Consider the following 14,045-nt stretch of genomic DNA (forward strand, 5'->3'; position numbering starts at 1 on the left):
TATACCATCTTGGATCAACTGATAGAACCGCTGACTTGTAATTGGAGAGTCACAGGTTTGAATCCCTTTAATTCTTCCATACATAATAGTTAATTGGCTTGGTAGCTCAGTCGGTAGAGCAGAGGACTGAAAATCCTTGTGTCGGCGGTTCGATTCCGTCCCGAGCCACCATCTTAAATATGCGGGTGTAGTTTAGTGGTAAAACCTCAGCCTTCCAAGCTGATGATGAGGGTTCGATTCCCTTCACCCGCTCCATTATTAAAGTGGGCCTGTAGCTCAGCTGGTTAGAGCGCACGCCTGATAAGCGTGAGGTCGGTGGTTCGAGTCCACTCAGGCCCATTACTTATACATATATTTATGATGCAAATCTCATACATTCGTATGTTAATATAAGAACTATCATGATGACCTTAACTCATGCCCAACAGCCTTCTAAGCTGCGGGCCAATGATTTAAACCCTCTCTATGAGGTCTTTTTTTAGGAAAAATACTCGATGACTGGAAGCTACTCCCGTAAAGAAGACAAGTTGTGAGAGAGTTTTTTTCGCATACATATTTATAACTTCCCCTCTTTGTTTGCTCCATTTTTCTCTTCAAAATCCTTTTTGCCGTATATAGCACATTCAATCAAAATTTATTTCAAAATAAAATTAGCCCTCAGCTTCAAACTAAATTATGAGGATGCTATAATTGGTTTTTCAAACTATCTTTAAAGGGAGAAATATACATGCAATTATACGACAAACCAATGAGAGCGTATTTACATAATGATTTAGCAGCCTTTGAATCAGAGGAAAATGACAAACATCTTATTTATTTTTTTGAAAAGGGTTACGTAACAGTTCTTGGTGAGTTTGATTCTGATAAGCATGCTGGAGGAAAAGCCTGTATTATTTTTAATCAGGATGATGTGATATCTGTTGGAAAAGGAATGCTGCGTTTTATTGATGTTAAGAGTTAATGAAAATAATAATAGAGCTAATGTTGAAAAATGAGCTTATTTGTGCTGTTAAAACTGCATTGCAGCTAGATGGGATGATCAAGTAGCCATTAGAAGAAACATCTTTTAGTTCGGCATTCAAAAATGTGACAGATAAGTTTATCGTGCCCCTTTCAATAGTAACGGAAGACCAAAATAAATGTTAAACTGGAATAATATATTTATTTCCCGGAAGGAGTTTAGTTACCCATGAGTAGTCCACTTCCTAAAATCGGTAAGCCTGCAATGAATGCCCTTCATCATATAAATATTAAAACACTTGAAGATGCTGCTAGGCTTGATGAAACAACACTGCTTAAAATTCATGGTGTCGGACCAAAAGCAGTCAGCATATTAAGGGATACACTAACAGAAAAAGGATTAAAGTTTGCGGAGAGTAATCAGCTCTCATTCACTCCTGACTTTGCAGTTCTTGGTGATTTAAAATGTGACAATGCCCCCAAAAGAAGAATTATTCGTGATTTTATTATAGGGCGTGCCGCCGGCAAGGAAGAAATATTAAAAGATGTCTTAACGGAGGACGTTATATGGTGTGTGATTAATAGGGAGGAGATTCATGGATTTCTGAACTTTTCTCAAAAAGTATCTGAAACAGATTACCCTGTCAGCAGCGTGGAAATAGCTATGAATCTTACCCATGGTAAAGAAGGAGCTTCACATACAACCATGACGTTAAATGATGGCAGACAGATTTATATTGCAGATTTTTTTGGGTTTGCCAGCAATAAAAAAGACGCTAAGATTAAAATGATTACAACTTATTTTGCGGGCCAATATTAATTCGGTTTCATGATCGACAATGCTTTTTGGATTAATTTGTGTGGAAGTCAAGAAAACCGGTGTTTCGTATAAAAATCCGGTTTTCTTGACTATTAAAAAGTTATTTGTATCGTTTAATTGACAAAGAGCATCTAAAGTTTTTTAAGATAGACTCTTGCCCTAATTTGTAATAGTAATCTAAAAGAATAAACAGCTACCTTTTATCTGACCAAGCCTCTGCAACTGCTAACAAATCTTTACCGGATTTATTGTCAATTGCCAGCAATAATAATCCAGTGGAGACACACTGAAGGAAGCCCCATTCCCAAATGGCTTGTTTGTCCACACCTGTTAGCATACTCAAATGGGCACACCGTTCCATACCTTTTTCTACAGGATGGTGCTTGTATTCTTCAGTCCATTCTCTCATCAAAACACCTAAATCATAAGCTTTTTCGTAGATTATGCCATCTGGATCAATCAATTTAAACTGGTTTTCTTTGGATGTATCTTGTAAAATATTCGTGTTATGGGCATCCCCGTGAACGAGTACATGATTTTTCGGATTCTCTTCCTTATGTCTTGAGTGGAGAAAACGATAGGCAAATGCAATCGTCCCCTCTGAGCATGGGTAATTTAACGATTTCCAGGTGCTTTCAATAAACCCGCTAAACCAAGAAAAAACCTCTTTGTTGCTTTGCAATGTGGAATGCTGGAAAGGAACAGTCCATGTTTTTTGTAAGGTTGAGCAAATAATGTTAATCTGCTCAAGAACTGGTTTGCCAGTCTCTTTTAAAGGTTTCCCGAGGCGTCCTAATAAAGAAGCCTTTTTATCGTAATCATAGGCAAATAATTTTACATATCCATTGCCGTTTGCCAGCTCTAAAGCTTTTATCGCATTAGAAAAATCAACTTGCCCGACACTATCAGGCATTTCCATTTTTATTACATACTCGTTTCCTTGCCCGTTTACTGCATTTGCTACAAAAGCAGTTGAACCGCCAAATAAGGTTTGTCCAACTTTAATTTTCCATTGGTTTTCAAGTTCTAAAATAACATCGTTCAGTTTCTCCAGCCATTTTTTCCCGGCTTCACCATTGGCAGTGGCTCTGCTGATTACAAGTGGTGGAATTTCTCTTTCATACTTCATATAACTTTATTTAATGTAGATAATAAGATGTGGTAGAAAGCTTCTTTATCTACCGTTCTTGCAATGTCTACATTTCCATTTTTATTTGTTGTAAAGAATGTGGAACCCATCGATGATTCCTCATTTGTTTCAACGGCGACAAAGCCTTTTTCAAATTGGCATATTTCCGGGTGGAAAATGGAAACGGCCACTAAAGGATCATGTAACGTTAATTGATTGGAGCTTTCTAACCAGGCATTCCCAAAGTCGAGAACTGCTTTGGTTAAACTTGAATTTGTGTGAAACAATTCATTTGCCCGTGCTGCTTCAATAGTAAGCCTCCCCGTAACCTCAAGTGGAATAGCTTTATGGGCTTTTACGTTGGAAGCAAACACGATTTTTGATGCCAGTGGATCTGCCCAGGAGTTCCAATTATACCAAGGCTCAGGCAATGGTTCTTTTGCAAAATATCCATTCATCACATATAGACCTTTTAATAGACCGGGAGCGTCCGGATAGTCACGAAATAGAGCAGCAATATTCGTCATATTGCCAATACCGATTAGAGTAATGTCATGTGGATGGTCTTTAATCTGTTGATACATGAACGCTGGAGCATCCGCTTTTTTATAGGTATTATGCTTCCAATTAGATAATGCCGAAGCACCGTCCGGCGTTGGATATACCGGTACAGGTTGCAGTGTTGTATCCAGGCCTGCAACAATTGAGATTTCCCGGCCAGCTGCTTTGCAGATCGCATCAGCAACAGCGGCTCTTTTTTCTGGTTCACCGCATACGGTTGTAATCCCCATTAAACTGCATTGAGGTTCATTTAATAAGTATGCCAGGCACACTGCATCGTCAATATCGCCGCCAATATCTGTATCAAGTAATATTTTTTTCATAATAAATACCTCCTGTAATAATAGAAATTCTTAATACAAGAGTTCTTTGCAAATCCCCATGCTGCACCTCCTTTTTCATGATTGTATCATACGTAACAAATGATGTTTAGAGCCAGTGAGGTTAATTTTAGGCATTCTTTGGGATACAAAATTCATAAACGTTCAGTTGGTGGAGGTATTTTTATATGAAAACTTATATTATTTGCTAACAGATGTAATAATAGCTTGATTTTTATAAACCACTATGTTTAAACTTAAAGCAGATAAACGTTGAAAGGGTGAAAAGAGTACATGATTTATTAATCCTATTTATAAGAAAAACATTCGTTATAGGTCACGAAACGTTTTCTGGATAGGATAAGTCTGTGCTTTTTTACTCCAATAATACGAAACAGAAAAATATTGGTACATCATCCTCCTATTCAGAAACCTGACATTTATAACATTGCATTTTCCGAATAGGATTCATCATGTACTTCATAATAATCAAAAGGTATTTTCTTTTTGTTATTTATGATTACCTCCTGTTCAGAATATGAATTGGGGGTTTTTAATATGTCTATCTCTATAATAGCTGGATAATACGTTTAAGAAGCTCGTTAAAAAATCTAATGGTTAAATGGAGGAATAGGATGAAAATGAATATAACAGAATTTACAATCGCTAAAGCTGATTCCGGTCCTTATGGTATTGCTGCAGCAAAAGACGGAAATATTTGGTTTACCCAATATAAAGCAAACCAAATAAGCTGCATCAATAAGAATGGGGAAATAAAAGAGTATGAAGTACCCACTCCAAACGCAAAGCTGATGTGCTTAACTGTCTCATCCAGCGGTGATATCTGGTTTACAGAAAATGCTGCCAATAAAATAGGGAAACTGACAACAGCAGGTAATTTTACAGAATACTTATTGCCGTATCCTGATTCAGAACCGTATGGAATAGCAGAGGGACTAAATGGTGATATATGGTTTACGCAAATGAAGGGAGCCCGTATAGGAAAGCTGAACGCTGATGGTATGATTCATGAATATGATTTGCCCAATAAGGAATCCTATCCTGCTTTCATTACTTTGGGTTCAGACAACGCACTTTGGTTCACTGAAAATTAAAATAATGTCATTGGAAGGATTACAGATGCAGGGGAGCTAACAGAGTATCCTATACCAACAGCATCATCAGGCCCGTTCGGTATTACTACTGGTTCAGATGATGCTGTCTGGTTTGTCGAAATCATTGGAAATAAAATAGGGCGAATCACGACAGATGGGAAAATTACAGAATTTGATATACCAGCTTCAAATGCACGTCCGCATACGATTGCTCCAGGAACAAATAATGATATATGGTTTACGGAGTGGGGACAAATAAAATTGGTCAGATTTCGCTTACAAATGGAAAGATAAATGAATATGACATTCCAACATCAACCTCAGAACCTCATGGCATCACATGCAATGAAGATGGAGAGATATGGTTTGCGTTAGAGTGTAATAAAATAGGCTGTATTAGAAAAAATTCATAAAAAGGGCGTGAATATATGACAGAAATAATAAAAGGGCCGGATCCAAATCAAATATATCCGATAGCTGGAAATAAAAATGTTCAGTTTATCAAACCATTGCTGACAAAAAAGAATATCGAAGCTGGTGAATACACGTATTATGAAAGTAAGAATGGAGAGTCTTTTGAAGATCAAGTTTTATATCTTTATGAATTAATAGGGGATAGATTGATTATCGGAAAGTTTTCTTCGATAGGGCCTGGAGTTACTTTTATCATGAATGGAGCGAATCATCGCATGGATGGTTCTACTTACCCTTTTAATATATTCGGAAATGGCTGGGAAAAGCATACACCCTCGCTGGATATGCTGCCTCTAAAGGGAGATACAATTATTGGTAATGATGTCTGGATCGGTATGGATGCTATGATTATGCCTGGTGTAACCATAGGGGATGGAGCGATTATTGGAGCCGGCTCAATCGTAGCAAAAGATGTTGAACCATATACCATTGTGGGAGGAAATTCTGCTAATCAAATCAAAAAAAGATTTTCTGAATCTAAAATAAAAGAGTTGTTACAGATAAGGTGGTGGGATTTAGATATTCAGGTTATTAACAATCATATGGATGCTATTCTTGGTTTAGATATGGAAGTGCTTAGGAAGGTTTCTAAGGGCGGTTATTAAATAAATTTATGTTCATTTTATAATTCCGAAAGATGTATATGATTTACAGGAGAGATCAACCCTCTAACGGCTTTGGAAACAATTCTGTTTTCAATACCATGTTAAAAGTATCTAAAGCGGTTTTTTAAAGTTAAACAATTATATATGGTAAGTGAAAAAAGGAGGTGATTCCAGTGAATTCGAGAGTTCCAATGATTGGGATGGTACTTGTTAAACTCCAAGCAAAGTCTATATTATGAACAATAGCGGTGCTTTGTGTGGAGTAAAATAATAACCGCTCTTTTTCATTCTAACGGGCCTGATAGGAACAGTTTATAGTATAGACTTTGCTGCCTTAAAATTAATTACATTTTTAAGGGGCGGAGTTAGAATGAAATATATAAAAGCTGATTATGTTTTCCCGGAAGAGTTACTTAAAGAAATACAGAAATATGTACAAGGCGAGTTAATTTATATTCCGAAACTGCCGGAGAAAAGAAAAAAATGGGGAGAAAAAACAGGGGCCAGAGAATATCTGGATCAAAGAAACGCTGAAATTAGCAGGAAATTCAGTGCTGGAATATCTATTGATAAACTCTCAGAAACTTTTTGTCTTTCCTATGATAGTATTAAAAAAATTGTTTACTCAAAAAATACAAAATAACAAAGGGCTTGAGGAGAAAATCATCCTCAGGTCTTTTTTGTGCATACTTGATTATAAATTATTTTATATATAGATGAAGTATAAAAGCTGTTATACAGTTCACCCCTCGCCCTTATTAGTATGGGAGCCAGTTATTTTATCATTGCATTTGAATGATCTTTCCTCCATTTTATGTGCCCAGACTAAGTACAGATAAGCTATAGACGAGGATAACATTGTCAACAGCAGGAAATACAAGATAGCTATTTTAGATTCGAAAAAATGTAACATGATAGAAACAATCATAATCCCGATAATACTGCCCATTTGACGAAGTAGATTAACCAAAGAAGAAATTTCATTGTGGTACATTTTGCTCGTCGTCAAAAATGCTGTATTCATTAGTACCGGTGCTATTGCCCCGGAGAAACCTAAAAGAATGAAACTAATTAAAATGAAACTGGGCACACCCGAAATTCCAAAATAAATGCACAATATGGAACTGCCGCAAATAATTGCAAATAAACACAGCTGTTGTGTAAATGTTTGCCCAATCCTGTTAACTAATATTAGTGATAAAAATGAGGATATCAACATGGCTGATACGGTTAAGGGCAGAAATTTAATACCTGTCTCCAGTGAAGATAGATATAGGTTATCTTGGAAATAAATAGACAGAAAATACATTATCCCATATATCGAAAAATTGTATGTGAATCCATTTAATAAACTGGAAATGTTTAGCCTTGAAAACATTTGTCGTTGTATAACATGCGTAAGGTTTTGTTGAAACTTCCTGCTATAAATACTTCCCAAAATCAGCAGCAAAAGAATTCCTGCTATCAATAAAAACGGGGTCTCATACATTCTTTTGTATTCATGAGTAATATATACAAATGTCAACATCAACAGAACAATCATTATCTGTTCCTTCATAAATAGCGATGTTTGTTCCTTTTTTACGTCTTTGATAGCTATAGATGCGGTTAAAATAACGATCAAAGAAAAAGGAATATTGATTAAAAAGACACTCTGCCATCCCCACAGCTCATTTAAAAATCCGCCGACCATTGGTGAAAATGCGAATGCCATACCTGAAGTACCTGACCATACGCCAAAAGCAATAGCTCGTTTTTTAGGCTCTGTTACGGTAGATGATAAAAGCTTTGTTGCGATAGGTGCGAACAAAGCAGCACCAATTCCTTGAATAATACGAGCAATGACTAGCTCTACATAGACATCTGATAAACCACATAATATGGAGCCAATCATAAAAATAGTAATTCCAAAAATAAATGCATTTTTTGCACCTATTCGCTTACTGATTCTGGCGAATAATAATATCAACGAAGCGAATGCCAGAACATAGCTATTGATGATCCATGATGTTTGGGAGATTGTTAAATCCATTTCTCTTCGTAATTCAGGAATAAGAATGTTTACAATGTTTGTATCCAAGATAATTAAAAAAGTGCCAATACAAATACTTACTAAACTAATCAGCTTTTGCTGTGAATATTTCATAGAAATCAACTCATTTCAAATATATTTGAAATGTCAAAAGAAAAAGATTATAATAAAGCTATGAATAATATTAAAGTAACAGACGTCTTTAAAGTACTTCAGGATCCAATACGTGTTCGAATAATTGAGATGTTGCGATTTGATCAGGAAAGGAGAGTTTTTTTACCGGATACACTCGAATCAAAAGATGGGTTTTGTCCAGAGGATATATTGAATATTTTACAAGCAGAGGAGGTCCAAATTTCAAATACTAAATTGTCTTATCATCTCAAAGAACTGAGAAAAAATGAAATAATTTTTTTAGCCAAGGAGGGAAAAAGGAATTTTTATCTTTTTAACCAAAATGGGTTAAGACCAATTCTAAATTGGATGAATCTTATCCATAAATAAATGTAAAATCAAAGTAATTAAATAATGATTTATCGCCTTATAGGAGGTTATTGTGAAAAGATATCAAATTTATCAAGTAGATGTTTTTACGCAAGAAAAGTTTCAGGGAAACCCTGCTGGAGTAGTTCTGGACGCAGAAGGTTTAGATGTTAATCAAATGCAAAATATCGCCCGGGAAATTAATTGTTCGGAGACGGCTTTTATTTTTCCTCCAGAATCATCTAATCATGATTTTAGGGTACGGTATTTTACGCCAACTACCGAAGTTCCTGTTTGTGGACATGCCACCATAGCTGCTCTCTATGTATGGGCGCATCACAATAATATGACTGATTTTTCAAGAATCAAAATTAAAACGGAAGCCGGAATATTACCTATAGAGATTACAGAAAAAAATAATGATTATCAAATCGTTATAACGCAAGAGAAAATTGAATTTGGACCGATCATTAAAGGAACTGATAAAGAACGACTGCTTTCTGCCTTTGATCTTACACCGGATGCACTTCATAATCAGTGTCCGATTCAAATCGTTTCGACTGGACACTCGAAAGTACTGATTGGTATTAAATCAAGAGATAAGCTTAATCAATTATCTCCTAATATGAATTTGCTTGTTAAGCTTAGTAAACATATCCAGTGTAATGGATACTTTGTTTTTACACTTGATTCAAAAGATACCAATATATTAACTTACGGAAGAATGTTTGCACCGGCTATCGGAATAAATGAAGATCCTGTTACCGGAAATGCCCATGGTCCTGCGGGTGCTTATCTAGTTCAACATCAGTTGATGCCATTAAAAGGGAGAATGTTTCATTTCTCAGGAGTACAAGGTGAAGCAATAAAACGTACAGGGATAGTGGATGTTACCGTTCATTGTAATAATCAAAAACCGGTACAAGTTCAAATTGGAGGTTATGCAGTTATCGTTTTTCAAGCAGAAATCACGATTGGAAATTAGTTCTGCAGCCAATTCATATGCACAATATATTATTGTGTAGAGGAGCAATCCAAAAGAAGTGGAGAGAACCAGCAAATGGTATAGTAAAGAAAAATAACGGAGGTATCCTGTATGAAAATGACAAAAGGAGAATTTGGTGGTGGAAATAACATAGCTTTAAAAATTCCTAAATTTAAATACAACGAGACAGTGCATTTTTATAAGGAGGTAATAAAACTGCCGTACTTGGGTTTCATGTCGGATTCACATGCCTTTCAGTTAGGCGAAGCTACATTGTGGCTGGATTGTATGGATAATTATTCTCAACAGGATGTATGGCTAGAGCTTCAGACAGACGATGTTAAGCACGCAGCAGAGTACTTACAGGAGAATCATGTTGATAGAAGAGATGAAGTGGAATTATACGAGAAATCAGATGGTTATTGGATTTCGGATCCTTGTGGAACAATCCTTAGAGTCAATTTACGAAAACAGAATTAAAATAATCCAGGTATGTAAGTTTATGCGGCCGCAATTGAGCTGATTGAATCGGGTGTTATAAGCTTAATTTTTTGATTTTTATAATAAAATTGCACTGTTTTGCCTCTTTGGTTATGATTTTACCTAAAGGGGGATGAAAAAATATCTAAAATTGATATGTTGGTTAAAGAAGGAAGAGCATCTGGAAGTAAGGTAGACGGTTATTTATGGCCGAGAATTCAAAATGTTTCCCAGCTTGAAAGGAGAAGCCTCTTATGATGAAACTCAGAGAACATAAAAGCTTTGTTCGTTTTTGGGTAGCTTCGGCCAGTTCGACCTTTGGTATGTTTATTTTGACTCTGGCTCTTCAGGTATTGGTAGTGGTTAATATGGGAGGAAGCGCTGTAGATGTTGGCTGGGTATCAGCATCCAGGTGGATTCCTTATATACTACTTGGATTACTGGCAGGGGTTTTGATTGACCGTTTCCATCGAAAGACTGTGCTGGTAGTCACTAATATTGGGCGTGGCATGCTGCTGGTTATGATTTGCCTGCTGGCAGTCACGGAGGTAATCAATATTGGCTGGTTAATGATCATGCTGATTCTATTTGGTGTCATGTCGCTATTTAATGATGCTGCGTACCAGTCCTTTGTGCCACAATTAGTTCCTCGTCCCTTGCTAATACGGGCTAATGCACGGCTGGAGCAAGTTTCAGCTGTTGCCGAAACGAGCGGGCCAGCAATTGCCGGTGGACTCGTCTCTTGGATTGGTGCTCCGTTTACTATTCTAGTAAACGCTGTTTCGTATTTATTTTCAGGAGTTCTAATGGCAACAATAAAGCATAAGCCTTTAGAAAAGTCTGCAACGGATGGCCGAATTGGCAAACAAATTAAAGAAGGTCTGCAATGGATGTACCGGCACCAATACCTTCGAACGCTTGCTTTAAATACGCATGCTTGGTTCTTATTTCATAGCATGATGATTACCATATTCGTGACATTTATTTTAATCGAACTGGGTTTTAAGGAATCCCTTCTTGGATTTTTACTTGCAGCAGGAGGAGTTGGTGCTGTAATTGGTACCTCCTTATCCAATCGAGCTGGCATGCGCTTCGGTGTTGGAAAGTCTATGGCTTTTTCCCGGATTCTTTATGGGCCGGCAGTGATTCTGATGGTACTTTCCCCGGCAGCGAATGACTCTGATACGCAGATTATTGCACTTATATTTGTGATCTTAGGTCAGCTTTTTTATGGTTTTGCTATGGGAATTGAAGGACCGCTTGAAATGGGATATCGCCAATCTGTTACTCCTTTGCACTTACAAGGCCGTATGAATGCCACTTTAAGATCGATCAATCGTAGTATGGTGGTAATTGGTGCACCATTAGGTGGTGCAATTGCTGACGGGATAGGTTTTCGACAGGCTTTGTGGATTTCGATTGTTGGACTTATATTATGTGGGCTATGGTTCGCGCTATCATCAATGCGGAAAGCTCAGTTTAAAGAAGATGATGAGTAATATTTTCGATTTATGATATGATATTTGTAAAGTATTCGTGGAAAGGAATGATTATAATGCCCATTCCAAATAAAAAAAATATTCGTATGCTGATTATCTGACCTGGGATGAAGGGGGAAGACTTGAATTAATTGATGGCGATATTTCAATATGTCACCTGCCCATTCACGCAGGCGTCAGCAGGTTCTCAGAGAGCTATCTACTGCTTTTTTTGTTTTCTTAAGAGAAAAGGAATGTGAAGTATTTTTTGCTCCTTTTGATGTGCGGTTATTAGTGGATAATAAGCAAGAAAATGATATAAATAATGTTGTTCAACCTGATTTATCTATTGTATGTGATCAAGAAAAACTGGATGACAAGAGGTGTAACGGATCACCAGATATTTTTATGTGATAAGCTTTAGAGAAAAAATAGGAGGAAAATATATGAAGGTTCAACGAATAGATCATATAGGTATCATTGTAAATGATCTTCCTGCTGCTAAAGCCTTTTTTCTTGAGCTTGGACTTAGAGAGCTTGGGGAGGCGGAAGTGGAAGGAGAATGGGTGGAACAGATTATTGGGCTTCCTGATGTGAAAGAAACGGTAGCTATGTTAGAGGCACCCGGTGGGGAAGCAAAGATAGAACTGGTTAAATTCCATTCACCATTAGACGAAAATGATGTTCAGCATCCACTGCCAAATACACTGGGACTCAGGCATATTGCTTTTGCTGTTGAGAATATAGAAGCTATTGTTGCCAAATTGGAAAAGGCAGGCGCAGAGATCTTTGGTGAGATACAAAACTATGAAAATGTTTATAAATTATGCTACATTCGCGGGCCGGAGGGAATTATATTAGAATTGGCGGAGAAAATTGGATAAAATAATGAAAGATAGTAGAACAACAGGTGACCAGCTGAGCAGGATATATTTCTGGAAATAAGGAAAAGCCTTTTTCACGAATATATCCTGCTTCTTTTTAGGAGTAAAGTGAATGAATTTTCATAGTTGCAAAATCCACAAATATGGATTTCTACCTTCATTAGGTTAGCTTTTAAATGCCTGAAATTCTATCACACGTTTCATTTCTTCTATTTTTCCGATATGAACGGCCTCATGAACATTTATAAAACCAGCTAACTCTCCAAAGGTTTCCAGTCCAAAGAAAGGTTTTTCAATTCTTTCCTGTAATTGTCCGGGAGGAATTTGTTTGAGACGCTGTAATTGATCCTTCAGCTGAGCAATCAGTGTATTTACATCCGGTATATCTCCATTCCAATCAGCGGGCTTTGTACCTGTTTCAAATAATGCAACATAATTGTCAGGAAGGTTGTTCGTTTTTTCGGGAAAGTCAAATATTAATTGTTCACAGGCCGTTAAAACATGACCTATATGCCAATGGATATTATTATTAAAAATATCTGGCTGTATATTGGCTATTTCTTGAGGAATGGATTCTGCAACCTTAATAAACCAGCCTCTGGTCATTTCAAATTGTTTAAAAACTAATTCAGTCATATGATTATCTCCTCTTTAAAAAATATCGACCTTATCGCAATCTTCCCGAAGATATCAGGTAATAAAAATCATATAATCCATTTTGGAGTATGCCTATTAATTATCATATTTATGATGAAGGCGCCACCACTGATATGGCTTTGTTTTCGGCCATCCATCCGGTGAGTTTTCCCAGGTTTCCTGGCGTCCAAAAGGTGTCAGATCCAGGAATGTCCAGTTACTGCCGAGCGTCTCGATACCGCGCCAGGATGTAAAGTAGGTTTGGTAAATACTGCTGCCGGCACGAAGGAAAACACTCAGACCGAAGCCTGATCCAGCACCGCTATCTGTGTTAAAATCCTTATGACCAAACGTGGAGTACCATGGAATTGTCCACTCCATTTGCTTCTTTACCTGGCCAATTTCAGCATATGGTGCGCGAGATATAAGCGCGAAGGAAGTGTCACGGGCATGCAGGTGGGCAAGGTGGCCAATATTGTCTACAAACATCGAGCATCCAGAACAGGGTGCTTCATCTCCTGGTTCCAACATAAAGTGATAGGTGAGAAGCTGACGACGTCCTGCAAATAGATCTAATAAACGGATTGTACCGTTCGGACCTTCAAGCATGTATTCTTTCTCCAAAGGGACCATTGGCAGCCTGCGGCGTTCTGCAGCCAACACATCTCGAGCACGAGTGGCTTCCTTTTCTTTTTTTAGCAATTTCTTGCGTGCAGTATGCCATTCATCACGGGAGACAATCTCGGGCAATGCTGTGTTCTTTTCTGGCATGACGAATCTCTCCTTTCATAAGTAAATGATATGTTGCTTTGTATAGATATGGACTGTTTTGATGCTTCTTCTTTATCTTAGCATTCTTCGTTTTTATATAATTCTTCTCAATTGCTATGTTCCTGCTTGTTTTGGATCAAATCATTGTTATTCAGTGCGGTGACTGCTAAGACGATGTCCCATTTAATTTTTTCCACATACATAATGAATGGAAGATGGAATGCGTTTGCCAAAAAAATTCTAAAACAAAAAAATCGCTATTAATTTCCTGTTAATAGCGATTTTTTTATTTCAAAATAAGTTATATTCATA

At 37.1% G+C, this 14,045-nt stretch carries 14 protein-coding genes, 3 tRNA genes and 1 pseudogene; 13 read left to right on the top strand and 5 right to left on the bottom strand.

The window, feature by feature from the left end; all coding sequences use genetic code 11:
• The first annotated feature begins 95 nt into the window (after nt 1-95).
• From OSO01_RS03610 to OSO01_RS03630, 5 genes are all read left to right on the top strand, one after another.
• Nucleotides 96-171 (top strand) — tRNA-Phe (locus OSO01_RS03610).
• Nucleotides 172-181: 10 nt separating this feature from the next.
• Nucleotides 182-255, top strand: a tRNA-Gly gene (locus tag OSO01_RS03615).
• Nucleotides 256-265: 10 nt separating this feature from the next.
• Nucleotides 266-339 (top strand) — tRNA-Ile (locus OSO01_RS03620).
• 388 nt (nt 340-727) lie between these two features.
• The gene (locus tag OSO01_RS03625; RefSeq protein ID WP_147208821.1) at nt 728-961 is read left to right on the top strand and encodes a hypothetical protein; all 234 of its coding nucleotides are present in this window, start codon (nt 728-730) and stop codon (nt 959-961) included.
• A gap of 228 nt (nt 962-1,189) precedes the next feature.
• Complete coding sequence (locus tag OSO01_RS03630) at nt 1,190-1,780, top strand: helix-hairpin-helix domain-containing protein (protein WP_147208823.1); 591 nt, start codon at nt 1,190-1,192, stop codon at nt 1,778-1,780.
• 193 nt (nt 1,781-1,973) lie between these two features.
• Here OSO01_RS03630 and OSO01_RS03635 read toward each other — a convergent pair whose 3' ends face one another.
• Together OSO01_RS03635 and OSO01_RS03640 are read right to left on the bottom strand one after the other, a co-directional pair.
• Nucleotides 1,974-2,909 (bottom strand): aminoglycoside phosphotransferase family protein, encoded by a 936-nt coding sequence (locus OSO01_RS03635; protein ID WP_147208824.1) that lies wholly within the window; start codon nt 2,907-2,909, stop codon nt 1,974-1,976.
• Nucleotides 2,906-3,793, bottom strand: a complete 888-nt coding sequence (locus tag OSO01_RS03640; protein ID WP_147208826.1) for a nucleoside hydrolase — start codon at nt 3,791-3,793, stop codon at nt 2,906-2,908. The genes OSO01_RS03635 and OSO01_RS03640 overlap by 4 nt, the downstream gene beginning before the upstream one ends.
• 632 nt (nt 3,794-4,425) lie before the next feature.
• Between OSO01_RS03640 and OSO01_RS03645 the strand changes: the two are divergent.
• The 3 genes and pseudogenes from OSO01_RS03645 (at nt 4,426) to OSO01_RS03655 (ending at nt 6,627) form a co-directional block, all read left to right on the top strand.
• Nucleotides 4,426-5,318 (top strand): annotated as a pseudogene (locus OSO01_RS03645) (Vgb family protein).
• A 15-nt stretch (nt 5,319-5,333) separates the two neighbouring features.
• Nucleotides 5,334-5,984 (top strand): Vat family streptogramin A O-acetyltransferase, encoded by a 651-nt coding sequence (locus tag OSO01_RS03650; RefSeq protein WP_147208828.1) that lies wholly within the window; start codon nt 5,334-5,336, stop codon nt 5,982-5,984.
• 370 nt (nt 5,985-6,354) lie between these two features.
• Complete coding sequence (locus OSO01_RS03655) at nt 6,355-6,627, top strand: CD3324 family protein (RefSeq protein WP_147208830.1); 273 nt, start codon at nt 6,355-6,357, stop codon at nt 6,625-6,627.
• A gap of 99 nt (nt 6,628-6,726) precedes the next feature.
• Here the strand turns inward: OSO01_RS03655 and OSO01_RS03660 are convergent, their stop codons facing one another.
• Nucleotides 6,727-8,130 (bottom strand): MFS transporter, encoded by a 1,404-nt coding sequence (locus OSO01_RS03660; protein WP_147208831.1) that lies wholly within the window; start codon nt 8,128-8,130, stop codon nt 6,727-6,729.
• A gap of 442 nt (nt 8,131-8,572) precedes the next feature.
• Between OSO01_RS03660 and OSO01_RS03670 the strand changes: the two genes are divergently transcribed.
• The 5 genes from OSO01_RS03670 to OSO01_RS03690 all read left to right on the top strand — a co-directional run bounded on the left by OSO01_RS03670 (nt 8,573) and on the right by OSO01_RS03690 (nt 12,326).
• Nucleotides 8,573-9,484 (top strand): PhzF family isomerase, encoded by a 912-nt coding sequence (locus OSO01_RS03670; RefSeq protein WP_147208835.1) that lies wholly within the window; start codon nt 8,573-8,575, stop codon nt 9,482-9,484.
• A gap of 111 nt (nt 9,485-9,595) precedes the next feature.
• Nucleotides 9,596-9,964, top strand: a complete 369-nt coding sequence (locus OSO01_RS03675; protein WP_147208837.1) for a hypothetical protein — start codon at nt 9,596-9,598, stop codon at nt 9,962-9,964.
• 254 nt (nt 9,965-10,218) lie between these two features.
• On the top strand, nt 10,219-11,463 hold the full coding sequence (locus OSO01_RS03680; protein WP_246145023.1) for an MFS transporter: 1,245 nt from the start codon (nt 10,219-10,221) through the stop codon (nt 11,461-11,463).
• 150 nt (nt 11,464-11,613) lie between these two features.
• Complete coding sequence (locus OSO01_RS03685; RefSeq protein WP_246145025.1) at nt 11,614-11,856, top strand: Uma2 family endonuclease; 243 nt, start codon at nt 11,614-11,616, stop codon at nt 11,854-11,856.
• Nucleotides 11,857-11,888: 32 nt separating this feature from the next.
• Complete coding sequence (locus tag OSO01_RS03690; protein WP_147208839.1) at nt 11,889-12,326, top strand: VOC family protein; 438 nt, start codon at nt 11,889-11,891, stop codon at nt 12,324-12,326.
• 165 nt (nt 12,327-12,491) lie between these two features.
• Here the strand turns inward: OSO01_RS03690 and OSO01_RS03695 are convergent, their stop codons facing one another.
• Together OSO01_RS03695 and OSO01_RS03700 are read right to left on the bottom strand one after the other, a co-directional pair.
• The gene (locus tag OSO01_RS03695; RefSeq protein WP_147208841.1) at nt 12,492-12,962 is read right to left on the bottom strand and encodes a DinB family protein; all 471 of its coding nucleotides are present in this window, start codon (nt 12,960-12,962) and stop codon (nt 12,492-12,494) included.
• A 96-nt stretch (nt 12,963-13,058) separates the two neighbouring features.
• Nucleotides 13,059-13,733: a DUF899 domain-containing protein gene (locus OSO01_RS03700; protein ID WP_147208843.1), complete on the bottom strand. Its 675-nt coding sequence runs from the start codon at nt 13,731-13,733 to the stop codon at nt 13,059-13,061.
• Between the last annotated feature and the right edge of the window lie 312 nt (nt 13,734-14,045).

Origin of the sequence: Oceanobacillus sojae (genome assembly GCF_007991515.1) — a bacterium.
Classification (GTDB): Bacteria; Bacillota; Bacilli; order Bacillales; family Amphibacillaceae; genus Oceanobacillus; species Oceanobacillus sojae.